Here is a 26,874-nt window from a genome sequence, read left to right on the forward strand (position 1 = left end):
TCCTGAATCTTATCTTTAAATTTCGAGGAAACCATGGAAGCACCCCAACGCAATCTGGCCATGGATCTTGTCCGGGTGACCGAGGCGGCTGCACTGGCCTCGGCCAGATGGCTGGGCAAGGGCGATAAGGAAGCGGGTGACGGCGCGGCGGTGGATGCCATGCGTCTGTCATTCGACTCCGTGGACATCGACGGCACGGTGATCATCGGCGAGGGCGAGAAGGACGAGGCCCCTGCCCTGTACAACGGGGAACGCCTCGGGACCGGCAAGGGTGCCGGGGTGGACATTGCCGTTGATCCGGTCGAAGGGACCAATCTTCTGGCATTCGGACGGCCCAACGCCATCGCGGTCATCGGGCTCGCTCCGGCCGGATCCATGTACGATCCCGGGCCGAGTTATTACATGAAAAAACTGGTCGTGCCCTCAGAAGCCCATGACATGGTCGACCTCGAGGCCCCGGTGGAAGACAATCTGAAAAAAACCGCCAAGGCCCTGGGCAAAGATGTGGACGACCTGGTCGTCTTTGTTCTGGACAAACCCCGGCACAAGGAGCTCATCGCATCCATCCGCCGGGCCGGAGCACGCATCCAGCTGCACACGGACGGCGATGTGGCCGGCGCCCTCATGGCCGTGGATCCCACCAGCGAGGTGGACATCATGATGGGAACCGGGGGAACCCCGGAGGGGGTGCTCGCAGCCTGCGCCATCAAGGCCCTGGGAGGCCAGATCATGGCCCGCCTCGATCCCCAGATGGACAAGGAGAAAAAGGCCCTCAAGAAAAGCGGCCACGACCTGACCCGGGTCCTTGATGTGGATACACTCATCGCAAGCGATGACGTTTTTTTTGCGGCAACGGGTATTTCCGGCGGCACCTTTCTGGGCGGTGTCCAATACACGGGCCGGGGCGCATCGACCACGTCCCTGGTCCTGCGCGGCAAGACCGGCACGGTTCGAAGGGTCCAGTCGTGGCATAAGTGGGATAAGTTGATGAAGTTCAGTGCCATTAAATATGATTAGGAAAAAGGCAGGATATACGATATAGCATATATGATACGTGATGCGATGATCATCCATTGACCATAGCCCCCCTGTGGGTGCCATTCGTGATGCACCGTGATCTATTTTACGATGCATGATTCATATTTACATCGTAAAAAAAACATTGTCTGCCTTCAATGTATGCAATCTTCTCTTGTATGGGCGATTCACGAATCGCCCATACGTATAAATTATCGGAAGATAGATTCTGATTCCGTAAATCTTATATCCTATATCATATATTTTACATCCTGTATTTTTTACAACCAAGGACTCCACCATGATCGACATCCTCGGATCTCTCGAATCGGGCGAAAAATATTCCATGCACCTGGACGGCCTGGATTATCCCATTGATCTTCCCTATATCGTTATTGACAAGGAAGAGGGGAGGTTCAAGGTGGCCTCTTTCAATCTCGTCGGCCAGACACGGCTCAACCGGGACATCGGCACATTGCTGGCCAAGAAAATCACTTCGGTCATTCCCGATCTGACCGGGATCGCTGTTTTGACCGTGGTTGAAAAGGCCCTCCAGCTCAGCCAGGTCGCCTCAGAAGAGCTGGAGCTGGATGCCGTGGCCGTGGCCTACAACCGGATCAAACCCCACATGGAGGCCGCACGCCGACCGGTCATCCAGGTTGCCGTGGACAATATCGCCAGCTCCGGAAAAAGCGGTTTTCTGTACATGTACGAACGTGACATGAACCTCCTTGCCCAGGCGACCAGAGGCGTGATCATCATCGACGACGTGGTCAGCACCGGGAGCACCATCGCCGCCCTGGACAGTCTGGTGGAAGAGGCCGCCCACCTCGCCGGCCTGCCCACCTCGCCGGACATTCTGGGCGTCTTTTGCGTGGCCAAGGAGGGTGGGGCCAATCCCTATTTCACGACCCCGATCCACAGCCTGGCCTCCCTGCCGCAACCAGAAAGGACCGAGACCTGAGACCCATGGTCAGCAACGCCCCTGGTCCGGGCAATTTTTTTGGGCCAACGAAACATACGGAACAAATAAAAAAAGACACTTTTTTTACAAAACCTTCCGTGTCGTTAACCCAGAACCACTGTGCAACACGAAGTTTTCAAGATGGATTGTGGATGTACTTTCAAGCAACCAGATCGTAGGGAGCGCCCCTACGGATCGTCGCTTGGACCAGAGGTTCGATAACAACCCAACATTCCAGAATGGTTTTGGTTGAGCGCACTCTAACGGGCAGAAACTGTTTCGTTGGCCACCCCTGTTTTTTTCCTAAAACATACACCCTACAACATAAAACCGCCCCATGACCCCTGAATCCCCGGTCCTGCAACTCAAGAAGATCACCAAGCGCTTCGGCAATCTCGTTGCCAACAACAAAATCACCCTGGACATCCACGCCGGGTCCATCCACGCATTGCTGGGCGAAAACGGGGCGGGCAAAAGCACGCTCATGTCCGTACTTTCGGGCCGGTATCAGCCCGACGAGGGGGAGATCGTACTCAACAACGAGACCGTCAGGTTCACCTCCCCGTCCCAGGCCCTGGCCCGGGGGATCGGCATGGTCTACCAGCGGTTCATGCTTATCGAACCCATGAGCGTGGTCGAAAACATTGTCCTGGGCACCCCCTCGGACTCACCGGTTCTCGATTTAAGGGGGGCGGCCGCCCGTATCCGTGCACTCTCGGACCAATATGGTCTCGTCGTCGATCCCCTGGCCCGGGTGGGCAATCTGTCCATGGGAGAACGCCAACGGGTCGAGATCCTCAAACTGCTCTTCCGTAACGCCGAGATCCTCATCTTTGACGAGCCCACGGCCATCCTGACCCCGCCGGAAATCACCATCTTTTTCAAAACACTCAAGAAACTCGCAGAACGCGGACATCCCATTGTCTTTATCACCCACAAACTCGACGAAGTCATGCAACTGGCGGACCGCATCAGCATCATGCGTCGAGGAAAAATGATCACCCACATCCTCCCCGAACAGGTCCGCAGCAAACGTGAACTGGCTCGGCTGATGGTTGGTCGGGAAATCGTGCTCAAGGTGGACAAAAAGGACATCGCTCCCGGCCCCCCGGTTCTTTCGGCCCGGGGACTCAAGGAGGTCAACGGAGAAGGCAGAACGGTTTTCGAAGCGATCGATCTAGAGGTCAAAAAGGGGGAAATCCTGGCCATAACCGGCGTGGCAGGCAATGGCCAGGAAGCGCTCATTGCTGCCCTGGCCGGGCTTGCGCCCTTTACCGAGGGAACAATCGGCTGGAAAGAGGTGGACTACACCCACCAGACATGGTTCCGGGCCGACAAAAACGATCTGGCCTATATCCCTGAGGACCGTCATACCACGGGAACCATTGCGAGTCTCGATCTGGCTGAAAATTACATGCTCACCCGGATCGGTGAATTTTCCAGGGGCCCGTTCCTCCAGGCCGCCAATGCTCGCATACTGGCGACCAAGGCCATAGGGACCTACAAGATACTCACTCCCAACGCCGTCGATTCAATGGCCGGGCAACTCTCCGGGGGCAACCTCCAAAAAATCATTCTCGCCCGGGAACTGGAAAAGAATCCCCGACTGATCATCGCCGAACAGCCCACCCAGGGACTGGACATCGGTGCCACCGAAGAGGTCTGGCAGACCCTGATCGCCCAGCGCCAAAACGCGGGCATTCTCCTGGTTTCCGGGGACCTCAAGGAGGTCCTCTCCCTGGCCGACCGCATTGCGGTCATGTTCCGGGGCAGGATCCTGGAAATCATTCCCGCCACCGACACCGAGGGTATCGCCCGCATCGGCCTGCTCATGGCCGGCACCTCGGAAAAATCCTCATAATCTGCCGGTCCGTTCGTGGAACCGACACCGCCCGGTGCATCCGTAGCGACAATGCATGGGCTGTCTCTCCTGTCGCCCCCGGATATCCGAGATCAGCCCCCGGACATTTTCGTCCGTCTTCCCTCCTCCCCGCGTGCCGCAGTATTGCCCCCACGCAACACCCAGCTACACATATCTCAGAATCATGGCCACGGCACTGACCGAGGAGAGCACAAACACCGCAGGCCGGGTACATCGCTTGTCGAAACGTTCGGCCACAGGAAACGAGAGCACATAGCCAAGGACAACCCCGGGGGCGAGATAGAGGGCCAGCTGGACCTCCTCCATCCCCAGACGCCCCACGCCCGCGAGGGCAATGGACGACATGATGACGGAGATGAACCCGACACAGGCAATGGTCCCGCGAAGCTCAGGCCCGGGACGATTCTGGAGAACCAGGGCCAGCGGAGGTATACTCACTCCGCTCAGGGTGCCCATGAAGCCGCCCAGAACACCGGCCAGGAAGAGCAGCTTTCTGCTCGGACGGATGGCGGGCCCCAGAAGACTCATGGCCACGGCCAAAAATATGAGTCCGCCAAATATGAAGGCGATCTCTCGTTCCGGGAGCCGGGCAGCAATAAGGGCTGCCAACACCGTACCTGGAATGAACCCCACAAGGGCCTGTTTGACGGTGGAACGATTGACGGCGTTGCGCTCCCTGACCATGACCATGGTGGTGACCAATCCCACAAGCAGAATAATGGGGCCGGGAAAGAATGCAGGGTCGATCATGAGCAGAAAAGGACCGATGAGCAGGGCGAGACCAAAACCGGCCAAGCCGTTCCCAAAAGCTCCCATTGCAGCGATGACAAAGGCGAGTAGCCCTTGATGAACAGAAATCCCAAAATCAAACATACGGCATATCCAAGAGGCTGGAGGGAAAGAGGAAGACGCACCCGGCGTAGCCCCACAAAGAGCACGCCCCAAAAAAGCAAATAATCCTCTAGCAATATCAACGCCATACTTTCCCCCGGGAAGGACGACTCCAGCGCCGGAATGGGCGACTCCGGCGCCGGAAAAAATGCCATCCCAGGGACCGATTTTCGACAATTGCCCACCATCCACGCCTAGCCCCAAAGGGCAGGTATGGAACCTGCCCCTACATGTCCCTGTCTCCCGCCTCCTGTCCGCTCCCTCCCTTCCGTGCACCTTCACACATATTGCAGTACCACAACATTCTTTCAACACACTGAAATCATTTACACCCACCCCACCACCATTGCACGCATGCATCAACCTTCCTTGCACGCCCCGGCATGCCGCCCTGCTCCCGATCAACAAATAAATACTTAAATATCATATTGTTATCGAGATGGCACCGACCTTGCTAAATAAATCACATTCCATGCGCCACAAGGCCGCACGTTGAAAACATGCCACACTGCAACCTTCCGGGCTTGCAGCTCACTCAATAACTTCAGGAGAAAACATCATGACTGGCTGTTGTACACTCTCCCCCCAGGAAGACCGACTGATCAACAAGGTCGACACCCGTAAGGGCCGTGAACGCGTCTACGGAATTTTGGACACATTCCATATGAGCGTGCCCTCCATCGACATCGAACGCGCCCGGTATTTCACCGAGTCCATGAAAACCACCGAAGGACAGGTGCTCGTTCTTAGATGGGCCAAGGCGCTCAAGAACGTCGCCGAAAACATCACCGTCTACATCACCCCCAATTCCCTGCTGGCCGGCCGTGCCGGTAAAATGGGCCGGTACGGCATCCTGTACCCTGAAATCGACGGTGATTTCTACAAGGTGGTCATGAAGGATCTGCACAAGCGTGCCAAGAGCCCCTTCCTTCTTTCCAAGGAAGACACGGACCTCCTCCTGAACGAAATTGCTCCCTACTGGGAGGGCAAGACCTACCACGAGCATTTGAACCATGCCATGCCCGAGGAACTGCGTACCGTGACCTATGACGACGACGAAGGACTCAAATCCAAGTTCGTGGTCAGCGAGACATCCTCCTACCGTTCCGCCCTGCAGTGGGTCCATGACTTTGAAAAGGTCATCAACCTGGGCTTCGAAACCATCAAGGCCGAAGCACAGGCCAAACTGGACGGACTCGATCCCCTGAGCCCCGTGCAGAACGTGGAAAAACGTCCCTTCTACCAGGCCATGGTCATCATCTGTGATGCCGTCATGATCTGGGCCAAGCGCCACGCCGTCCTCGCCCGTGAACTGGCGGCCGCCGAGACCGACGAAAAGCGCAAGGCCGAGCTCCTGGAAATCGCCGAGATCTGCGAGCAGGTTCCTGCCAAGCCCGCCCGGAACTTCCGCGAGGCCCTGCAGTGCCAGTGGTTCGTACAGATGTTCTCCCGCATCGAGCAGAAATCCTCGGCCATCATCTCCAACGGCCGCATGGACCAGTACCTGTATCCCTTCTACAAGAAGGACCTGGAAGCGGGTATCATCGACGAAGACAAGGCCACCGAGCTGCTGGAAAACATGTGGGTGGAAATGGCCCAGTTCCTCGATCTGTACATCAACCCCACGGGTAACGAATTCCAGGAAGGCTACGCCCATTGGGAAGCCGTGACCATCGGCGGCCAGACCCCCACGGGTGAGGACGCCACCAATGGACTCTCCTATCTCTTCCTGCGTTCCAAGAGAGAGTTCCCCTTCAACTACCCCGATCTGGCCGCACGTATCCATTCCCGTACCCCGGAGCGGTTTCTGCACGAGATTTCCCTGACCATCAAAGACGGTTCCGGGTATCCCAAGCTGATCAACGATGAGGAAATCATTCCCCTGTACACCGCCAAGGGAGCTCCCTTCAACGAGGCCCTGGATTACGCGGTATCCGGCTGCACCGAGGCTCGCATGCCCAACCGGGACACCTACACCTCGGGCTGCGTATACATCAACGCCGCCACCGCCATCGAGATGACCCTGAGCAATGGCCGCATGAAGCACTACGGTGACGAGCTCATCGGCCTGGAAACCGGCAATGCAACCGATCACACCACCTGGGACGCATTCTACAAGGCCTTTGTGGACCAGTACATGAACCTGCTCTCCAAGGCCTTCTACCAGCAGGCCCTCGTGGACTCCCTGCGTCCCCGGCACTTTGCCTCCCCCATGGCCTCCGTGCTCCACGACCTGTGCATGGAGGAAGGCAAGGATCTGCAGAATGAAAAAATCGAAGGCGGCGTGGACTTCTCCTACTTCGAGATTTTGGGCTACGGCACCGTGACCGACAGCCTGGCCGCCATCAAGAAACTGGTCTTCGAGGACAAGAAGCTGACCATGAAAGAAGTCATGGAAGCCCTCACGACCGACTTCGAAGGCCATGAGGATGTCCGCGAAATGCTGCGCAACGCTCCGGCCTACGGCAACAACGACCCTTACGCCGATGCCATTGCCAAAGAACTGGACCGCATCACCCAGGTCTATGCAGAGAAATACTCCGAGGAACGCGGCATCAATTGTGACGTGCGCTACGTGCCCATCACCTCCCACGTGCCTTTTGGAAAAATCGTCTCCGCAACCCCCAACGGACGTCACGCATGGACCGCTCTTTCCGATGGTACATCCGCATCCCACGGTGCCGACCACAGCGGCCCCACCGCGGTCCTCATGTCCAACCACCACACCAAGAACACCGGCATGAAGAACCGTGCTTCCCGGCTTCTGAACCTCAAGCTCTCCCCCAAGGCCGTTGAGGGAGAAGAAGGGACCCGCAAGGTCATGGACATGATCCGTACCTGGTGCGATCTGCGCCTCTGGCATCTGCAGTTCAACATCATCAACAAGGAAACCCTCCTGGCAGCCCAGAAGGATCCCGACAACTACCGTGATCTCCTGGTCCGTATCGCCGGATACAGCGCCTACTTCTGCGACCTGTCCGAGGATCTCCAGAACGATGTCATCAACCGTACCGAGCACGCGGAAATCTAGCGTCTGCTGCATACCACTACGGGAGGACGGTACCCACCGTCCTCCCGTTTTCTATCCCTCCACGCATGGCACAAGGACGTTGCATATGAATACCCCAGACGCAAAAACCCAAGGCATTGTCTTCAATATCCAGAACTACTCCGTGCATGACGGAGACGGGATCAGGACGCTGGTCTTCCTCAAGGGGTGTCCCCTCCGTTGCAAATGGTGCAGTAACCCCGAGTCGCACAGGAAGCAGCCCGAACTGGCCTTCAATCCCAGAAAATGTCTGACCACGGAAAAATGTACCCGTTGCATCGAGGCCTGTCCCAACGGGGCCCTCAGTGCTTCTGGAAACCACATGCCCGTGTTCGATCCGGAAAAATGCGTCCGGTGCCACACCTGTGCCGAGGCCTGCCCCTCCAACGCGTTGAACGTTTATGGTCAAACCATGACCGTGGAAGAGGTCATCACCACGGTCGAAAAAGACGATGCCTTCTACGCCCGTTCCGGTGGAGGGATGACCCTGAGCGGCGGGGAAGCCATGGCCCAGCCCGCCTTTGCGGCTGCTCTTCTGCGCGAGGCACGGCGGAGGCGCATCCACTGCATGATCGAAACCTGCGGGTATTGTGAGTGGGAAGCCCTGGCCGAGGCCTGCACAAGCCTCAACGCCCTGATCATAGACATCAAGAGCATGGACAGCATCAAACACAAGGAATTTACCGGCGTGGGCAACGGGCTGATCCTGGAAAATTTTGCCAGGGTCTGCGAGACGTTTCCGGACCTCCCGATCATGGTCCGCACCCCGGTCATTCCCGGGTTCAACGATACCGAAGAAGACATCCGGGCCATCCTGGAATTTTTACCCGAGCGGAAGGGATTGAGTTATGAATTGCTCCCCTACCACCGCTTCGGCCAGCCCAAATACGATTACCTGGGCAAGACCTATCCCCTGGGTGATCTGGAGCTGGAAGAGGGCCTCATGACCCGCCTAAACATCATCCAGAGTAGTTATACAACAAAATTTGCATAAAGAACCTCCTCCCCTACTAGCAAGAACACCGGGCTGCGTAACGCAGCCCGGTGTTCTTGTTTGGATGATCATTGTTAAAATACCCCCGTAGGGGATTCATGCGGTGGAGCGCCCCATTCCTACGATCCGTACCTCTTCATCTTGCGAAAAATGGTCGAGCGATCCACGCCCAGGGTTCGGGCAACCGCGCTCATGTTGCCCGTTCTGGCCATACCGTCCATAATGACCATCTGCTCCACCTGTTCCAGAATCTCCTTGAGGGTCTTTCCCTCCACATCCAGCCTTCCGAAAAGGGACCCATCCCCGGTCTCGGGCTCGGACGGCGTGATGGTGATGGGGAGATCATGGGCGCCAATGACCTGTTTGTTACAGGTGATCATGCATCCGAGGATGAGATTTTCCAGTTCCCTAACATTGCCCGGCCAGGAATAAGCGAGCAATGCCTCCTCGGCATCCGGTGCCAGAACAACATCGCGCTGGTATTTTTGGGCATAAAAGCCGAGAAAACCGCGGGCCAATGGGAGGATGTCGGCCCGACGCTTTCTAAGTGGCGGAATGGTAATCACCGCAACCTTGAGACGGTAGTACAGGTCGCTGCGGAATCGTCCCTTGGCAACCTCTTGCTCAAGATCCTTGTTGGTGGCGGCAACCACCCGCACATCCACTTTCCGGGGCGTGGTCGACCCCACCCGGACCACTTCGCGATCCTGAAGAACCCGTAGGAGTTTGGCCTGCATGGCCAGGGGCAATTCACCGATTTCGTCCAGAAACAGCGTCCCGTCCGAGGCGGCCTCGATGAGCCCCATCTTGCCCTGCTTATTCGCCCCAGAAAAGGTTCCCGGGGCATAGCCGAAGAGTTCCGTCTCCATGAGATTTTCCGGAATGCTGCTGCAATCCGTCTTGATAAAGGGGCGTGAGGTCCGGTTGCTGACCTCGTGGAGCCTTCTTGCAAAAACGTCCTTGCCCGCTCCGGTCTCCCCCTGGACGAGAACCGTGACATCCGTGTCCCCCAGCATGGAAATCTGGGCGTAGAGCTTTTTCATGGCCCGGCTGGAGATGACCCGGGGAAATTTTTCCAACGCCTTGTTGCCGGAGTCCTGAAGCTTGCGGAAGGCTTCCAGAAGCTCCTTTTGAGAACCCATCTGCTCCTTGAGTTCGGCAACCTTGGTGATGTCCCGGATAAAGGTAGCGACCAGAACAACCTGTCCATCCGGGTCAAGGACAGGATTCCCCTCGAGAATCAGTTTCCGGCCGTCCGCTGTTTTCTGCATCCGCGTTGCCGGCTGTCCCGTACTGACGACCTCAGGATTCAGGACAACGTCGAAAATACCGCGTTCCACAAGCTCACGGGCTGATTTTCCGATGATATCCTTATGGAGAATACCGGTCAGCTCTTCGTGTTTCTTGTTCACGTGGAGCATGATGCCGTTGCGGTCGGAAATGGCGATGGCCTCGCCAAAGGAATCCAGCAGGTCTTCGATGTATTCTTTGAGCATTTCAGTGGGCATGAGTAGTCGGATGCAAATTGGGGAAATTTGAAAAATTCGAGAAATTTAAGAGAGGCAAGAAATTTGAAAAATAATAGATGGTTAGCATGAAGATCTCCCATTTCTTACAGCATCCAAATTCTCCATTTTTTTGGTCATCGCGCAGATTTATCGGTAAATGTTACCATGTGGTACTGGGTAAATTTTGGCCTGAATAGTTAAAAAATATATTCTCTGGGAACCGTGGAACACAAGCGCTGTAGGTGCACGGGCGCAAAAAGTCAAAATCCCGGGCCAATGGCATCATGGATCAGTGCGACCACTCCTTAAAGATATGGCCCCGCCGGGATACCGACGGGGCCATACGTGTTTCCCGGTTATTTGGGTTACATCCCCGAACCCAGCAGGGCCGGGAGCCAGGTGCTGAGGAACGGGCAGTAGACGATGAGCAGGATGCACAATGTCAGGACCAGCAGATAGGGAAGAACCGCAAGGGATATCTTCTCCACCGAGATCTTGGCGATGCGCGAGGACACGAACAGATTGACCCCGAGTGGCGGCGTCAGCATGGCCACCTCGTTGGTGATGACCATGATCACACCGAAGTGGATCGGGTCGATGCCAAGGCTTCTGATCATGGGCAGAAGGACCGGAGCGAGAATGATCATGGTCGAGAGCGTCTCCATGAACATGCCCAGGAAGTACAGGATGCCCACGATCATGATCAGGACAATCTCCGGGTTCTTGGAAACACCCAGGACCAGGTTGGCCAGTTTGAGGGGTGCCTGCTCATAGGTCAGGATCTTGCCAAAGAGCGTGGATGCCCCGACAATGACCAGAACCGTGCCGCAGAGCATGGCGCCCTCGATCAGGGAGAGTCTGATATGTTTGGGCTTGAGGGATTTATTGATGACGATACCCACGAAAAGCGCCCACACAATGGCCACGACCGATGCTTCCACAGGAGTGGCCATGCCCGAATAGATGGACCCGAGGATGATGAACGGGGTGGCAAGGGCAAAGCCGCCTTTGGACAGACTTTTCAGAAAAACCTTCAGGTTGAACGGCGGCTGTTCCTTGTCAACGGTCACCCCTTCCAGCTTGGCCTTGACCATGGCCATACCGGTCATACATACGGCGACCATCAGACCGGGCATGATGCCGGCCGTAAACATGGCGGTCACCGAAACATTGGCCAGAATGGCAAAGATGATCATGGGATTACTGGGCGGCAGCAAAATGCCGATAGTCCCCCCGGAAGAGGCTGCGGCCGCCGCATAGGACGGGGTGTACCCACTACGGACCATGGACGGAATCATCAGGGTTCCGATGGCGGCAACCGTTCCCGGGCCGGACCCCGAGATGGCGGCAAAAAAGGTACAGGCCAGGATGGTGGTGATCCCGAGCCCCCCCGGCAGGCGGCCCACGAGCTGTTTGACCACATCGATGATCTGTTTGGTGATATTCCCATACTCCATGAGCGTCCCGGCGATGACAAAGCAGGGAATGGCCAGAAGCGGGAAGATATTCACCCCGTCAAAAAGGGAGTTATGGATAATGGACAGCGGCAGATACCCGCAGTGCATGATGGCCACGACCGCGGAAATGATCAGGGACATGAAGATGGGCATGCCGATGAAAAAGCAGCCGATCAGGACAAGGATGGTAAGTGGCAAGGTTTCCATTATTCTTCACCCCCACCCATATCTGCAAGGCTCATGAGGTTATTGTTCTTTAGCAGATTCCAATAGTTGATGACCAGCCGGACATTCATCAAGAGAAAACAGACCGGCAACAGGGCCTCCACATACCCTTTGACGATACCCAGAGTCGGGGAGACCTCAGGAAAGGCAAAGGCGTCTCCCAGGACCAGGGTCGATTGATAGGCGATGAAAAAGTTTGCCGCCATCCATAACAAATCCGTGAGCACGCGGACCACGACCCGGACCTTGGGAGGCAGAATCAGGAACTGGGCCGAGATACGGACATGCTGGCCGTGTTTGACCGCCAGCACACCGCCCATGTACACCGACCAGATGAAGCTGTAGCGGGACAACTCTTCAGTCCAGGCCAGGGAAGAGCTGAGGACGAACCGCATGAAAACCTGCAGAGAGAGGGCCATGACCATGGTCCCCAAAAACAGGATGCACGCGTTTTCTTCAAATTGGGTGAAAAACTTTTTGACCATATTCATACTCGATACCGGGTAGAAAATTGAGGGCGGGCAGAACCCGCCCTTTTACGGGGCTATCCTATTCCTGACCCATAATCTCCAGGGCGTTGTCGATCTTTTCCTTGCCGCCCACGGCTCCATAATACTCGGGCCACAGGGCACGGGCCTTGTTCATCCACACATCCTCGTCGGTCAGTTTCTCAAAGACCATGCCGTGTTCGAGGCAGTTGTTCAGGGCCTTCCGGTTCTGGTCAGCAACCCACTGCCACTCGTATTCACAGGCCTTGGTCGCGGCCTTCTGTACCAGGGCCTGGGTCTTTTCAGGCAGTTTCTGGAACCACTTGTCGGAAACCAGCAGGGGACCTACCCAGAGCATGTAGTGCAGGTCGGTGATATACTTCTGGACTTCCCAGAACTTTTGGTCCTGGTTGATGGAATGGGGATTTTCCTGACCGTCGGCTACCCCCTGCTGTAGGGCATTGAAGGTCTCGGACCAGGCCAGGGGATGGGGCTCCACGCCCCAGGAACGGAAGGAATCGAGTTGGATGCGGACCTTGGGAACACGGATTTTCAGTCCCTGAAGATCGTCGATTTTGGTGATCGGTTTCTCGGAGTTGGTCAGGACACGGTATCCGCCAATCAGCCAACCCAAGGGGCGCGTATGGCTCTGCTCGGCAACGGCATCACCGAGTTCGGTCACGAATTCCTGATTGCCCAACAGGGTATAGGCATCGTCGATCTTGGGGAAAAGATAGGGCAGAATGGCAATGGTCGCTGCCGGAGCAAAAGGGGTAAGATTGCCGTCGGCCAAAACAGCCGCGTGGATCTCTCCATTCCTGAGCTGCTTGACGTTGGCCTGTTCACTGCCCATGGACCCGCCGAGGAAAAGTTTGACCCTGATATCCCCACCGGATTCCTTTTCAAGGATTTCCTTGAATTTTTCCAAAGCAACAGCATGCAGACTGCCGGTCGGGTTGGCGGTCGCGGCCATGACCATGGTTTTCTTGTATCCTGCGGCAAACGCGGACGTGGTGGTCATCAACAAGGCTGCCACAAGTAGGACCAATGCTTTTTTCATCTTTGTTCTCCAGGTAATAAGTTTTTGGTTCTCGGGAACATTCCGATTCTCCGGACAGGTCCCGAGATGTGACGCCCACAGCGCTTGGCCATCCTCGGCGTCTAAAAATCCCATCATCCCGGCGGCTGAACCAACCATACCCGGGAAATTTTGTACGCTTTTCGGTTAGTCATTCATGCTCCGGAAACACTCCAAATACGGCCCAATAACGAATGGTCATACTCAAAGTATTACGGATACGGCTCCTCCCTTGTGAAAATTGCAACATTCCCGAAAACAACGATTCGCCGTAAAGCAAGACAAGTGCCATTGTTATATTTTCTCGTACTGGCGGGAGATTGAGAAAAACATCCCAAGATCAGGATCCAAGCGAAGGAGTTGGTTGCAAAAAAAGGGATCGCCCGGAGCGCATAGCGATGCGTCGTTGCAACACCCCCTTAGAAACCCCGCCCGCGACCAGGAATGTCATACATTACAGCGACAGGGCCAACAGTGCACCCGCGCACAGGGTGTTGCACGGGAACAACAAGAGCGTACCCTTAAGGCGTTGTTACAAAGAGCGCAATAATTTTCGTTCCCAATGAAGTTTTTTATAACATGTTAAAATAAAACATTTTTTAACAAACACACGTTCATGGGCATACCCAATCCACCAACAGGTCCGAAAATTTCTTTCCGGTAGGCGCAGATATCCCTGCTCCTCCTTCTGCCATTGACGCTCTCGGGCTAACGGACTTTTGCCCCATGTATCCGTTAGCCCAAGAGCGAGACCGGTCCATCACCTCGCCTTTCCGGCCCCATCAAGGCACAGACCCATCGTCTGGTTTTACTCTAGAAACGCTCAAACTGTCCGTCTGCCACGTCCTCACCAAGCGGAAGGCCGGAACCAACGCGTCCTTTTCGTACTCCCGTTCCGCTCTGGTGATGGGAAGGAAGGGGCGTGCAGGTACCCACGGTATCTCCGTATCCCCACTTACGTGGCCCTGCGGCTTTGACAACGGAATGGCCATCCTCCATGTGAAAAAACGCGATAGACGTTTGGAGCTGCTCGGCCTGGGCGGAAAGTTCTTCAGACGTCGCCGCGAGCTCCTCCGACGCAGAGGCATTTTGCTGGACAATACGGTCCAGCTGCTGGATCGCTCCGTTGATCTGCTCGGCACCAGCATCCTGCTCCTTGCCGGCAGCCGTGATCTCCTGGATCAAATCCGCTGTCTTGCGGATTTCGGGCACGATCTCTTTAAGCATTTTTCCGGCTTGCTCGGCCTTGGTCACACTCGCACTGGAAAGTTCGCTGATCTCCGCGGCTGCGCGGGCACTGTTTTCAGCAAGTTTTCTCACCTCAGCCGCGACAACCGCAAATCCCTTACCGTGTTCACCGGCCCTGGCCGCTTCGATTGCGGCATTGAGGGCGAGCAGGTTGGTGTTCCTGGCGATGTCTTCAATAATGGATATCTTCTCCGCGATATTCTTCATTGCCCCCACGGTTTCCCCCACGGCCTCGCCCGTCTGCATGGCGCTATCCGCAACGTTGACCGCAATTTTTTCCGTCTGCATGGCATTTTCGGTATTCTGACGGATATGCGCGGTCATCTCTTCAACGCTGGAAGAGACCTCTTCGACAGAAGCCGCCTGGGAGGATGCCCCTTGAGAGATCTGTTCGGCAGAGGAACTCATCTCGACACTGCCGCCGGCAACATTATCCGCGCCTGCCCGGACCTCGGAGACGACCCCTTTCAGATGACGCACCATCTCATTCATCACCAGAAGCATCCGCCCTATTTCATCCTTGCGGACCACCCCTTTTACAGTATTGGTCAAATCACCTTTCTTTATCCGCGACATACCATCATTCACCTCTTCTAGAGGCTTGAAAATCAATATCCTGACAAGAAAATTCACAACTATTATAGACGCTATCAGTGCAATAAATGCCACAATACTATTAACAATTAGATTATTTCTAGAATCCGAATTTATCGTAGACAATTTTTCATATGTCCACACTTTCCAACCAAGAGATTCTATCTCAAAATAACTCCCTTTATATTTTTCTCCATTATTAACAAATTCCATTCTACCAGATTTTTTCATATTATTATATTTTTTTAGACCCGGTATAACATCCCAAAGTTTTTCTCCGATCTCTTCTTTGTTCTTGCTGGCCATTAGATAACCATCACTACGGGTCAAAAATATATTATCGAAATCCAATAGCTGGGTCGAAAAATCTGTGATCGTTGTCAAAGGAATGTTGCAGCATATCATCCCCGCAACAATTCCGTTTGAATAAATGGGTACGGCTACGGCCATGATCGTCTCTCCAAGAGATGAAACATAAGGAGTAGTTACAACCCGCTTTTCACCTGACATTATTCGAGTATACCATTCACGACCCAGCTTCTTGGCATTAAAATTTTCAATTTTTCCCTTGGCTGCAAACGAATACGTCGATCCATCCGCCAGCCCATAATATACATCATTGACCCCAACCTGTTGACGCAAAACCCCGAGCATTTTTACGCGAAAATCCACTTTTTGGCCATTATTTGATCCATCTGCCAGATGGTAGGCCTTGGATGCCATCTCCAATGAATTAAAATAGATATTCATTTTTTCCATGACAGCCTTACTGACGGCGGTTGAAACAGTAGAAAGCTCCTGCATATTATTTGAATATGAAGAAATACTGAAATTTCTATAGGAAAAAGACATCATAAAAATGATAATTACCGAAAAAAACAAAAATACGGTCAGAACAATCTTGTTTTTGGCACTCATATATATTCCTCGGAATTTTTAGATTACCGCAAATGGGGACAACAGATCGGATGAGCACGCACAGTCCACGATTCCGGTAGACAGGAAAAAAACCGGAGATCGGGAGCCATCCCGACCTCCGGCAGAGTAGGCATAAAGCCCTTTTATGACACAAAAGGGGTGTTACAGCCCAAGGATCCTTGCGGCATTGTTGTACATGATGTTCTCCCGCACATCGGCGGCGAACGGGAGTTCATTGTACAGGTTCATGGCCTGGCGAAAATCAACGCCCGGGTGGGCACTGGCAAAGAGAATCTTGTCCGGAATGATGGTGTTGGCCGCGTGGACATAGGCTTCGGCTCCGGGATGGTGCTCGTATTCGGACAATTCCATGTACACATTGCGGTTTCTCTCGGCGACGATAATGGCCTCGTTGACCCAGGGGTAGCCGCCGTGACTGATGATGATCTTGAGATCCGGAAAATCGCGGGCTACATAGTCGATATACCGGGGTGCGGCATGCTCCATGACCGCATCCGGGACCAGGGTGGCCGGACCGGTGGAGATGACCATGGGCACGTTCAGTTCACAACATTTGGCATACAGGGGATAATACTTGGCATCATTGGCAAAAATCCTGGCCAGATAGGGATCGATGGATGCGCCGTGCATACCCAGGGTGGTGATGGAATGCTCCAGTTCCGCCACGGCCTTCATGCCCTTATGGGGATCAAGGCCCACGAACCCGAGAAAAATATCCGGGAAACTCTGGACGAACTCGACCACACCGCCGTTGTTCGATCCGGCATCATACGTGGATTCGCAATCACGGCCGGTGATCACAGCCTTGACCACATTGTGCTTCGTTAAATCCTCCACGACCTCGGGGACGGTCTGGGCCTTCATGTGTGAGAGATCGATCTTTTCAAACATGCCTTTGAACATGGTGCTGTTCGTAAAACCGTCGATAGTCGCCTGGGTATTGGGACGGAAACGAAAATCAATGACATTCATGTAAAACTCCTTATTATGTTCTAGAAAATAGGTATGCTCCCGAATAGTCCCTGAATTTTTCCGGAAACAGGAAGGGGATCTCCATTCGGCTAGGACGTTAAGCAAAAAAGATGCCCCCACAAAAAAGAACCATCCGGAACCAGATCGCATCACACCAGGCTTCCCAGCGGTGTTTTTTCCGGCCCGTCCCATGGATTGGGCAAAGGAGAGTGCACTGGTCCAACACCCCCGTCCCCAAATCTTTTTCCCAACAACCTGGTTTCATTAAAACATCCAACCAGATATTGCGCACACGCAACACCCCCGCCGCACAAGGATCGACCCCTTCAAACCATCCCCACCGGAATACAATCCAAAGCGGTGGCATCCACCTTGCTTGGCTATGACACAAACCAACATTCCCTGCTCGGCACATGAGCAGGGAAATCAGGAGGAAGAATCCATGCATATAGGATGTATCGGAACGGGAAGAATGGGGGGACCGATCGCCCAAAATCTTGCCAAGGCGGGCAATGAGGTAGTGGTCTACAAAAGAAATGGCCACGGGACCGGAGGGATTCCAACCAGCCCCCCTTCGGCACGGGTGACCCGGAACCTGGAGGATTTGGCCCGTTGTGAGGTCATCTTGACGTGTCTGCCACAACCGGTCGATGTAACGACGATCATGGCCGGACCAGAAGGGTTGTTGGCAAGAATGGTCCCCGGGGCGGCGTACGTCGACATGAGCACCATCGATCCTGCAACCTCGCACCTATTGCAGGATACGGCCAAAAAACACGGGATCGGTTTCTTGCAATGCACCCTGGGAAAAACCCCTGCCCATGCGGAAAGAGCGGAAGAACCCCTGTTTATTGGCGGGAGCAGAGAGGGGTTCGATCATCTTTCTTCCCTATGGCCCGTTCTCGGGTCACCGGCCCACTATCTTGGGACCGTGGATGCGGCCTGTGCCATCAAGCTTGTCAGCAACATGATCGGCATGGCCAACCTGGTCGTGCTCTCGGAGGGACTCCATCTGCTCCACAAGGCAGGCATGGACCCGGAAAGGGCCCTTGGACTCCTCGAGGATACCGGTGCACGGAGTTTCCAGATGGATGTGCGCGGTCCATGGATGGCCCAAAAAGACTACAACAACCGTTTCGGCCTGGACCTGGCCCTCAAGGACGTCCGCCTAGGGTGCGACATGGCCGATTCATGGTCCATGGACATTCCGACCATGAAAACGGTCCTTGAAATCTTTAAAAAGGCCAGTGGATCGGGCCTTGGGGGAAAGGATTGCTGCGGGGTCCATGAAATCATCACCTAGCGCCCACCCCGCATGACGGTCCTGGAAACAAACGCATGGAGCCGTCTCCAGGGAAAAAAGTGGGTAATCTTCCATTTTTTTGGATATTTTCTTTTGCTGGTAAAAAGGATACCTCACCCGTCGTGTTCACAACACTAGCTGGAGACATATCGCCATGGACATGCTCACTCCCATAATCCCCTTTGCCAAGGTTCTGCTCGCCTTTGCCCTCATGCTGGCGGGCATGCGCTTCAAGCTCTCCCTGGGCCTTTCCATCCTGGCCGGGGGCATCGTCCTTGGACTCTTCTTCGGCCTTGGGCCGGTGAGCATCGGACAGGCAGGGGCCAGGGCCATGGTTGGGGAAAAATTTCTTTTTCTCGTGGCCATTGTCGGGCTGATCCTCATGCTCTCGGACGCACTCGAGCGTTCCGGCCAATCCAAACGGCTCATGGACGCCCTTTCCGGCTATCTGACCAGCCCAAGACTCCGGCTCATCTTCTTCCCCGCCCTCATCGGGCTGCTGCCCATGCCCGGGGGTGCGGTGTTCTCCGCGCCCATGGTCGGAACCGTGTCCGAAAACATGGATGTGTCCAACAGGGACAAGGCCCTGATCAACTACTGGTTCCGCCACATCTGGGAACTCGGCTGGCCCCTGTATCCGGGGGTCATTCTCACCGTGGCCCTGGCGGATATCCCCATCGTCTCCCTGATCTCCCGGACCTGGCCGGCCATTCTGTTCATGCTCGCTTCAGGCTGGCTGTTTTTCCTTCGCCCCGGTGTGCTCAGGGTAAACGTGAGCCCATCAACGGTCCGGGATGCCAAACGGTCCCCGCGTGCCGTACTCATCCAGGGACTTCCTCTCCTGGTGGCCATTATAGGGGCTGTGGGTCTTGAAAGTCTCATCCCCGTGATCGCGCCCGGCGTACCCTTTGAGCTGGGCGTCATCGCCGCACTGGTTGCATCCGTTGCGTGCATCATGGCCCAAAACCACCTCGGCCGCGCCTTTCTGACCCAGGTCCTGACAAAAAAGAGTTTGCGGGACATGCTCCTTGTGGTGGCCTCGGTCTTCATCTTCAAGGAGATCATGGAGTCCGCCCACGTGGTCGATGCCATGGCCCAAACAGCAGGCGGGAATGCAGCCCTGTTCGCGGCCTCGGTCTTTCTGCCCTTTCTGGTCGGGGCCATCGCCGGGATCAACGTGGCCTTTGTGGGCTCCACCTTCCCCCTACTTTTGGGCCTTTTGACCACACTGGGCATGCAGGACCAGATGATCCCCTATCTCGTCCTGGCATCCTTTGCCGGATTCACCGGGGTAATGATCTCCCCCATCCACATCTGCTTCATCCTCACCTGCCAGTTTTTCCACACCGAACTCGCCGCCACCTGGCGCAGACTCGTAGCTCCCTGCCTGCTGTTCGCCACCTTGGGGACCCTGCTCTTTTTCTTTCTGCAGTGGATTTCGGGGTGATACCGTGCACCGGTAAAAACATTTCGGCCCTGGACCGCGGACATCGGATTTCTATGGCTTGTCCTTGATCCTAAAACCTAACACATAAAACCGGTCTTTTCCTGTCTCCAGCCCCCTGTCGCCGGTTGTCCATCCTCTATTGATCAGCCATTTTCCTCCCCCCATTTGCCAAGACTCTCCCATCCGTGCTAACAGCTATACCAATCAGCATCGCACCACACCAGTCTGGAGGAAGCCATGGGAGAACCTTTCGCCATCAAGGACTGTGCTCTGATTTCCATTGCCACCGGGACCAGGGCACAAGATCTGCGTGAATTCCGGGACCGGCTCGTCTCCACGTCCCTTCCGTGCATCTACTACCATTTCTGGGGCGGTCTGCTCCGGCCCTATTTTGACGAACCCGAATACCAGAACGATTTCGCGGCCTGGGCCTGGCACGGATTGCGGGATTCGATCCTGGCCGAACGGCTGGCCCTGGTCGATCCCACCCAATTTGCGGATCTGGAAGAGCTCAGACAGGAACTCGTTGATACCGTGGAGGAGCGCATGGACGAAAGTGTTCTGGCCACATGGATCAAGGCCAGAACCATGTTCCACTTCACCCACGCCCAGATCGTGGTCTTTGATACCAACCGGCGCCTGCACGATCCCGAAGAATTGCCCCAGGGCATCGCGGACATGACCTCCGGGAGCATCTTCTATCACTTCATCGACGCACGGGGGCGCACCATCCACGGGAAAAACGACTTCACCGAGTGGCTGTACCAATTCGGCGACACCCAAAACGTGCTCGCGGAACGTCTCGCCAGCGTGGACCCCTATTTCACCACCCTCCCCGAACTGCGATCGGAATTGAGCGGGCTGTGCACCGAATGCGCCATGCAGGAGGGATTGTCATGACCCTGCTCGAACAATACGCCGACACCGTGGGGACCAATGTCATCGACCAGCTCTATCAGCTCGCCGAAAGCCTCAGGGGGCTGACCATCGTCCACGTCAATTCGACCCGTGAAGGCGGGGGGGTAGCCGAAATCCTGGATCGTCTCATTCCCCTCAAAAAAGAACTCGGACTGGACGCTTCGTGGGAGATCATCACCGGGCCGCCGGAATTCTATAATTGCACCAAACGATTCCACAATGGGCTCCAGGGCAACCGGGTCGAACTGACCAAACAACTCCTGGCGGCCTACGAGGAGGCGAACAGGGTCCGCGCCGGGGAGCTCAAACATGTTCTCCAAGACGCGGACATCGTGTTCATCCACGATCCCCAGCCCGCGCCCCTTCTAAATGCCTTGCCCCATCGCAGGGGCAAATGGATATGGCGCTGCCACATCGATGTCAGCCACCCCTACCGGCCGCTCTGGAAATATCTGCGCAGATTCGTGACCGGATACGACGCTTCCATCTGGTCCCTGGCCGCCTTTGCCCAATCCCTGCCCCATCCCATGTATCTGGTCCCGCCATCCATCGATCCTTTGAGCGACAAAAACCGTGACCTCAATTGGATGGAAAAAGAATCCGTGTTCCAGGATTGGGGGATCGATCCAGGCCGCCCGGTGATCACCCAGATTTCCCGGTTCGACCGGTTCAAGGACCCGGTGGGGGTCATCCAGGCCTACCGGCTTGTTCGAGAATACTACCCGGTCCAGCTCATCCTTGCAGGGGGCGGGGCATCGGACGATCCAGAGGGCCAGGAGGTACTGGCCGAGGTCGAGGAAGCCGCAGGAGACGATCCGGATATCCACGTGCTCGAATTGCCGCCCGACGCCAACGTGACCATCAATGCATTGCAGCGCATCTCGGACATCGTCATCCAGAAATCGACCAAGGAAGGATTCGGCCTGACCGTGACCGAGGCCATGTGGAAGGGGAAACCGGTTATCGGCGGGGACACCGGGGGGATCAGACTCCAGGTGATCAACTACCACACCGGATTTCTGGTCAACACCCCGGAGGGAGCGGCCCTGCGCATCCGTTATCTGCTCAAGAACCGGAATAAACTCGATGAGATGGGAAAAAAGGCCAGAGGGTTCGTTCGGGAAAACTTTCTGCTCACCAGACACCTGCGCGAATACCTGACCCTCATGTCGGCCGTGCTCCACGGGGTCGAGGAACGCATCGAGCTATGAAGGAAGACACCGATACCCTGGGACGGACATTCTGGGACCGGGTGCGGTGCGCAAAGGCCCCCGTACTCGGTCTGGACTACGACGGCACCCTGGCCCCCTTTCACGTCGACCCTCTCAAGGCCCATCCGTTGCCGGGTATCCCGGGACTACTGCGGAACATTGTTGGACTGACACCGACCCGGGTCATCCTCGTATCGGGCCGACCGATAAAGGAACTCCAGGCCATGATCCATGTCCAGGGAACCTATATCGGCTCCCATGGAATGGAAATAGAATCAGAGAAGGGAAAGGCCATACAACAGCCTATCGGCCCGGATCAGGCCGAGGGAATCCAACGTGCCCTGTCTTTTGTCAGACAGAAGATGGAAAGATCCAGAGTGGAGGACAAGGGGACCAGTGTGGCCCTGCATGTCCGGGGAAAAGACAAGCAGATGGCCGACCGGATCCTGGAACAGACCCGGAAAACGTGGGCCGGACTGGCCGAACGGTACAATCTGGAGGTCCTTACGTTCAATGGAGGGATCGAGCTCCGAACACCGGGCCGTCACAAGGGAACCACCCTACTGGAGTGCGTCCATACCATGGATCCTCCCCCGGACCTGATCGTCTATATAGGGGACGATCTCACGGACGAAGACGTTTTCACCCATCTGCCGCCGGAAGGATTCGGCATCAAGGTGGCAAGGGACAACCGACCGACCGGAGCCCACGCAACCATCGAGGACTGCCGGGCGGTCCGCTCGCTGCTCCAAACATGGCTGAACACCACTCGACGCGAGCAAGCATCCAACAAACACGGCCACTGCAGGTAAAATAACAGGAGATACCCCATGAAAAGACGACGGATCGTGGTCGTCTCCAACAGATTACCCATTGTTCTGGAAAAAAACGAGCAGGATGGATGGACCACCTCGCCCGGTTCGGGCGGGCTTGTCACTGCAATGGGACCGGTTTTCAGGGACCGCGGCGGGGTATGGATCGGTTGGCTCGGGATCGCCGGGGACGATTTCTCCACCCCCGACGAATTCACGGAACTGCTCAAACTGGAAACCGCTTCGAGCGGATTCGACCTGCACAGCGTGGACCTGACCAGAGAGGAGGTGGAGAGCTATTACGCGGGATTTTCCAACGAGGTCATCTGGCCATTGTTCCATGAGTTCCCGGCCTACTGCCGGTACGATCCCGCCTATTGGCAGAGCTACAAGACCGTGAACACCCATTTCGCCAATGCGGTCGGCCGTTATTCCGGGCCATCCGATTACATATGGGTGCACGACTACCATCTCATGCTCGTGGCCCGGGAGCTCCGCGAACAGAACATCCCACGCAAGACAGGATTCTTTCTGCACATCCCCTTCCCGCCCCTGGACATATATCTCAAACTTCCCTGGCGTCTGGAATTGCTCAAGTCTCTTCTCGAGTTCGACCTCATCGGTTTCCAGACCGTCCGGGACATGCGCAACTTCAGGGATTGCGTGTTCAACCTGATTCCGGAAACCGGCGAACACGGCGAGGGACATGTGCGCAGCTACACCATCGAGGACCGGGATGTCTGGGTGGGCTCGTTTCCCATCAGCATCGACTCCGAAACTTTTTCCTCACTGGCCCGCCGGCAGGAAAAAAAAGACAGGGACATACCGGAACGCCGCAGGGAAGACGAATGCCTAACCATCCTCGGGGTGGACCGCCTCGACTACACCAAGGGGATCCCCTTGAGGCTCCGTGCCATAGCCCGGCTTCTGGAACACCATCCCGAACTGGCCCAAAAGATCATCTTCAAACAGATCCTGGTCCCAAGCCGCCAGGATGTGGGCTCCTACGACCAGCTCAAACTGGAGATCGATCAACTCGTGGGGGAGATAAACGGCCGGTTCAGTCAGAACGGCTGGATACCCATCCACTATCTCTTCCACTCCCTGAGCCGTGAGGAACTCGTCCGGGAATATATCCACTCCGAGGTCTGTCTGGTCACTCCGATCAAGGACGGAATGAACCTGGTGTGCAAGGAGTACTGCGCCTGCAGAAACGGGGAGGACGGTGCCCTTGTCTTGAGCGAATTCGCCGGGGCCGCGGCCGAACTGAGCCAGGGTGCCCTGCTGGTCAATCCCTATGATGAATACGGCGTGAGCGAGGCCCTGTACCAGGCACTGACCATGGACGCATCCGAACAGCAGGAACGCATGGGACTGCTACGCCACACGGTCAAACACAACGACATCTTCAACTGGGCAAACACCTTTCTCCACGCGGCCCAAACCGGTGACCTGAGCTGCTTCCCCAAGGTCGGACTTTTCGTACCGGATTCCGAACCCTCCGAACCGGACGATGAGGACTGCACCCCCTAATCCAGGTCCAATTCCAGCCCGATGGGACAATGATCCGATCCCATGACAGCGGGTTCGATCCAGGCGTTTTTGACCCTGTCCCGCAATTCCTCGGACACGAAAAAATAGTCGATCCGCCACCCCGCGTTGTTCGTGCGGGCGTTGAACCTATAGGACCACCAGGAATAATTCCCCGGATCCTGATTGAACATGCGGAAGGTGTCCACATAGCCGTGGTCGATGAACCGATCGATCCAGGCCCGCTCGCTGGGCAAGAATCCGGACCGCTTGGCATTGGCCTTGGGATTTTTCAGGTCGATCTCCTTGTGGGCGGTATTGAAATCCCCGAACACCACAATGGGCTTGGTTTTCCGCAGTTCCTGGGCATAGGCGAGAAAGGCGTCGTAATAGCCCATCTTGAAATCCAGGCGCTGATCACTGGACTGGCCGTTGGGAAAATAGATATTGAAGAGATAGAACCGCGGGTATTCGAGCAGAATGAGCCGCCCTTCCCCCTGGAAGCTGCCGTCCGGAAACCCGGTACCCACGGAAAGGGGCTCGGTGCGATAGAAGCAGGCCGTGCCCGAATACCCCTTTTTGACCCTGGAGGAATTCCAGGTTGCCCCGTATCCCTCCGGTGACTGATCCGCCGGTTCGAGCTGTTCCATCTGAGCCTTGGTCTCCTGAATACCCACCACATCGGCATCGGATTGATTGAACCAGTCCCAGAATCCCTTCTTGATGGCCGCCCTGACCCCGTTCACGTTCCACGAATAGATTTTCATGCCGCTCCTGTTGATTATTGGGCTTGTTCCAATCGAACCCGCAATGCATTGCCGCTTTTCTCGACAACCACATACCCACCCGATGCAAAAGCTCCGGGATTGACGATAACCGTCTCACCGATGCGATCCACGGCTCTGGACTCATGGATATGCCCGGTAATGCACACATCAGGCTGCACTTTTTCGATGAATGCCCGTACCGCGTGGCTGCCCACATGGGCTCCTGTGCCGATCCGGTCCGTGTCCGTGTCAAAGGGCGGATTGTGGGACATGAGGATCAGATGCTCATACTCGCCGCAGGATGCATGGGCCTGATCCAGCCACTCTCTGAAGATATCCTCTCCCTTTTCGGACGGGGTATGAAAGGGCGTGGGCAGCGAGTACCCCATGCCTATCAGACAGACCCCGTGTCCCAGCTCCACAACCCGGGCATGGGTGTTCATCCCCTGCTCGGTGAAGTACCGGTCCACATCGTCCAGGTCCATATTCCCGATCTGGGCCAGGATCCGGGGATTGTACGACCTGATTTTCTCGATGATCCCGGCGGCTTTTCTTCTGTCCCCACAATTGGTAAGATCACCCGAAATAAGGACATGCTCGGCCTTGTCGAGGCCGGCGATCCCCGGCAGTTTCGTCAGGTTCTCGTGTATGTCGCCCAGGGCGATCCATTGTACAGTGGTATCCACGGTATCACTCCTTTGTTTCCGCTCATTGTACACGTTGCTGCGAAAATCGCCGCCCCTCCTGGGAACGCCGAGCGTCTGCTCGGCACCGCATGATGCGACCGGCAACGGGTAGGCCACAGAATAACTTGGGGCGACATGGGGCATTCACATCTCTGGTGCCCAGATGCCGAGCAGACGCTCGGCGTTCCCAGGAACATCTCTTTGCAAGATGCTGAAAATTTATCGATAGTTTGTACCTTTTTGTGCGCTCGGTAACCGATCCCACGAACCACACTGTCAACCTTCGGATCAATACGCCACTTGCCATGGACAAATCAACCATCCGTTCCCAGCTCCTCGCACGCCGCAAGGCCATGCCTCAAGCGGCCAAGGACAAGGCCAACCAATGCATCGCAGACAGGATCACCAATCTGGACGCCTGGAAAAACGCGATCACCATGCTCCTCTATCTCCCGGTCAACGGCGAAGTGGACACCTGGCCCTTTTTCAACGAATGCATGAACCGCGACTGCCGGGCCCTCCTCCCCTGCTGCCGCAAGGACGAACCCGGGTGCATGGATTTCTTCCACGTCACGGACAAAACCCAGCTCAGACCGGGCGCATACAGCATCCCGGAACCGGACAACAACGCCTGCACCCTCATGGAGAACCCCAACGCGGACATCGTCCTCATCCCGGGCGTGGGCTTCGACCGCCAGGGCTTCCGCATCGGCTACGGAGGCGGCTACTACGACCGCTTTCTGGCAAAGCACCCCATGGACAACGCACTGACCATCGGCCTGGCCTTTGCCTGCCAGATCATGGATAACCTTCCTCATGATACGTGGGATAAGAGGGTCGATGTGGTTGTTACGGAAGAGGAGATGATTTGGATTGAAGAATAGGATATATGAT

21 protein-coding genes are annotated in these 26,874 nt (G+C 55.8%); 12 read left to right on the forward strand and 9 right to left on the reverse strand.

What is annotated here, in order from left to right:
- The first annotated feature begins 33 nt into the window (after nt 1-33).
- The 3 genes from glpX (at nt 34) to ACY692_RS06870 (ending at nt 3,842) form a co-directional block, all read left to right on the forward strand.
- On the forward strand, nt 34-1,017 hold the full coding sequence (gene glpX, locus ACY692_RS06860; protein ID WP_462324608.1) for a class II fructose-bisphosphatase: 984 nt from the start codon (nt 34-36) through the stop codon (nt 1,015-1,017).
- A gap of 301 nt (nt 1,018-1,318) precedes the next feature.
- The gene (locus tag ACY692_RS06865; RefSeq protein ID WP_462324609.1) at nt 1,319-1,981 is read left to right on the forward strand and encodes a type I phosphoribosyltransferase; all 663 of its coding nucleotides are present in this window, start codon (nt 1,319-1,321) and stop codon (nt 1,979-1,981) included.
- Nucleotides 1,982-2,318: 337 nt separating this feature from the next.
- Nucleotides 2,319-3,842, forward strand: coding sequence for an ABC transporter ATP-binding protein (locus ACY692_RS06870; protein WP_462324610.1), 1,524 nt, complete (start codon nt 2,319-2,321; stop codon nt 3,840-3,842).
- 165 nt (nt 3,843-4,007) lie between these two features.
- On the opposite strand, the gene ACY692_RS06875 is transcribed toward ACY692_RS06870, so the two are convergent.
- On the reverse strand, nt 4,008-4,736 hold the full coding sequence (locus ACY692_RS06875) for a sulfite exporter TauE/SafE family protein (protein WP_462324611.1): 729 nt from the start codon (nt 4,734-4,736) through the stop codon (nt 4,008-4,010).
- A 577-nt stretch (nt 4,737-5,313) separates the two neighbouring features.
- On the opposite strand from ACY692_RS06875, the gene hpsG reads away from it, so the two are divergent.
- On the forward strand, nt 5,314-7,785 hold the full coding sequence (gene hpsG / locus ACY692_RS06880) for a (2S)-3-sulfopropanediol dehydratase (protein ID WP_462324612.1): 2,472 nt from the start codon (nt 5,314-5,316) through the stop codon (nt 7,783-7,785).
- 85 nt (nt 7,786-7,870) lie between these two features.
- Nucleotides 7,871-8,797: a (2S)-3-sulfopropanediol dehydratase activating enzyme gene (hpsH, locus tag ACY692_RS06885; RefSeq protein ID WP_462324613.1), complete on the forward strand. Its 927-nt coding sequence runs from the start codon at nt 7,871-7,873 to the stop codon at nt 8,795-8,797.
- A gap of 119 nt (nt 8,798-8,916) precedes the next feature.
- On the opposite strand, the gene ACY692_RS06890 is transcribed toward hpsH, so the two are convergent.
- The 6 genes from ACY692_RS06890 to ACY692_RS06915 form a co-directional block, all read right to left on the reverse strand.
- Nucleotides 8,917-10,305 (reverse strand): sigma-54 interaction domain-containing protein, encoded by a 1,389-nt coding sequence (locus ACY692_RS06890; protein WP_462324614.1) that lies wholly within the window; start codon nt 10,303-10,305, stop codon nt 8,917-8,919.
- 365 nt (nt 10,306-10,670) lie between these two features.
- Complete coding sequence (locus tag ACY692_RS06895; RefSeq protein WP_462324615.1) at nt 10,671-11,969, reverse strand: TRAP transporter large permease; 1,299 nt, start codon at nt 11,967-11,969, stop codon at nt 10,671-10,673.
- The gene (locus ACY692_RS06900) at nt 11,969-12,478 is read right to left on the reverse strand and encodes a TRAP transporter small permease (RefSeq protein WP_462324616.1); all 510 of its coding nucleotides are present in this window, start codon (nt 12,476-12,478) and stop codon (nt 11,969-11,971) included. Before ACY692_RS06900 ends, ACY692_RS06895 begins: the two co-directional genes overlap by 1 nt.
- Nucleotides 12,479-12,536: 58 nt before the next feature.
- A complete protein-coding gene (locus tag ACY692_RS06905; RefSeq protein ID WP_462324617.1) occupies nt 12,537-13,535 on the reverse strand; it encodes a TRAP transporter substrate-binding protein in 999 nt (332 codons plus the stop codon).
- An 831-nt stretch (nt 13,536-14,366) separates the two neighbouring features.
- Complete coding sequence (locus ACY692_RS06910; RefSeq protein ID WP_462324618.1) at nt 14,367-16,313, reverse strand: methyl-accepting chemotaxis protein; 1,947 nt, start codon at nt 16,311-16,313, stop codon at nt 14,367-14,369.
- Nucleotides 16,314-16,475: 162 nt separating this feature from the next.
- A complete protein-coding gene (locus ACY692_RS06915) occupies nt 16,476-17,306 on the reverse strand; it encodes an amidohydrolase family protein (RefSeq protein WP_462324619.1) in 831 nt (276 codons plus the stop codon).
- A gap of 442 nt (nt 17,307-17,748) precedes the next feature.
- On the opposite strand from ACY692_RS06915, the gene ACY692_RS06920 reads away from it, so the two are divergent.
- The 6 genes from ACY692_RS06920 (at nt 17,749) to ACY692_RS06945 (ending at nt 24,530) form a co-directional block, all read left to right on the forward strand.
- Nucleotides 17,749-18,609 carry an NAD(P)-dependent oxidoreductase gene (locus ACY692_RS06920; protein ID WP_462324620.1) on the forward strand — a complete coding sequence of 287 codons (861 nt, stop codon included), beginning with the start codon at nt 17,749-17,751 and terminating at the stop codon, nt 18,607-18,609.
- Between the two features lie 154 nt (nt 18,610-18,763).
- Nucleotides 18,764-20,056: a DUF401 family protein gene (locus ACY692_RS06925; RefSeq protein WP_462324621.1), complete on the forward strand. Its 1,293-nt coding sequence runs from the start codon at nt 18,764-18,766 to the stop codon at nt 20,054-20,056.
- 237 nt (nt 20,057-20,293) lie between these two features.
- Nucleotides 20,294-20,956, forward strand: coding sequence for a DUF5752 family protein (locus tag ACY692_RS06930; protein ID WP_462324622.1), 663 nt, complete (start codon nt 20,294-20,296; stop codon nt 20,954-20,956).
- Nucleotides 20,953-22,185 carry a glycosyltransferase gene (locus ACY692_RS06935; RefSeq protein WP_462324623.1) on the forward strand — a complete coding sequence of 411 codons (1,233 nt, stop codon included), beginning with the start codon at nt 20,953-20,955 and terminating at the stop codon, nt 22,183-22,185. The genes ACY692_RS06930 and ACY692_RS06935 overlap by 4 nt, the downstream gene beginning before the upstream one ends.
- Complete coding sequence (gene otsB / locus ACY692_RS06940; protein WP_462324624.1) at nt 22,182-22,997, forward strand: trehalose-phosphatase; 816 nt, start codon at nt 22,182-22,184, stop codon at nt 22,995-22,997. The genes ACY692_RS06935 and otsB overlap by 4 nt, the downstream gene beginning before the upstream one ends.
- An 18-nt stretch (nt 22,998-23,015) precedes the next feature.
- Nucleotides 23,016-24,530 (forward strand): alpha,alpha-trehalose-phosphate synthase (UDP-forming), encoded by a 1,515-nt coding sequence (locus ACY692_RS06945; RefSeq protein WP_462324625.1) that lies wholly within the window; start codon nt 23,016-23,018, stop codon nt 24,528-24,530.
- Here the strand turns inward: ACY692_RS06945 and ACY692_RS06950 are convergent.
- Both ACY692_RS06950 and ACY692_RS06955 read right to left on the reverse strand, forming a co-directional pair.
- Nucleotides 24,527-25,294 (reverse strand): exodeoxyribonuclease III, encoded by a 768-nt coding sequence (locus ACY692_RS06950; protein WP_462324626.1) that lies wholly within the window; start codon nt 25,292-25,294, stop codon nt 24,527-24,529. The genes ACY692_RS06945 and ACY692_RS06950 overlap by 4 nt on opposite strands.
- A 14-nt stretch (nt 25,295-25,308) precedes the next feature.
- Nucleotides 25,309-25,980 carry a metallophosphoesterase gene (locus tag ACY692_RS06955; protein WP_462324627.1) on the reverse strand — a complete coding sequence of 224 codons (672 nt, stop codon included), beginning with the start codon at nt 25,978-25,980 and terminating at the stop codon, nt 25,309-25,311.
- Between the two features lie 305 nt (nt 25,981-26,285).
- Here ACY692_RS06955 and ACY692_RS06960 point away from each other — a divergent pair, with 305 nt between their 5' ends.
- Complete coding sequence (locus ACY692_RS06960; RefSeq protein ID WP_462324628.1) at nt 26,286-26,864, forward strand: 5-formyltetrahydrofolate cyclo-ligase; 579 nt, start codon at nt 26,286-26,288, stop codon at nt 26,862-26,864.
- The last annotated feature ends 10 nt before the right edge of the window (nt 26,865-26,874 follow it).

The sequence above is a fragment of the Desulfoplanes sp. genome, assembly GCF_054921335.1.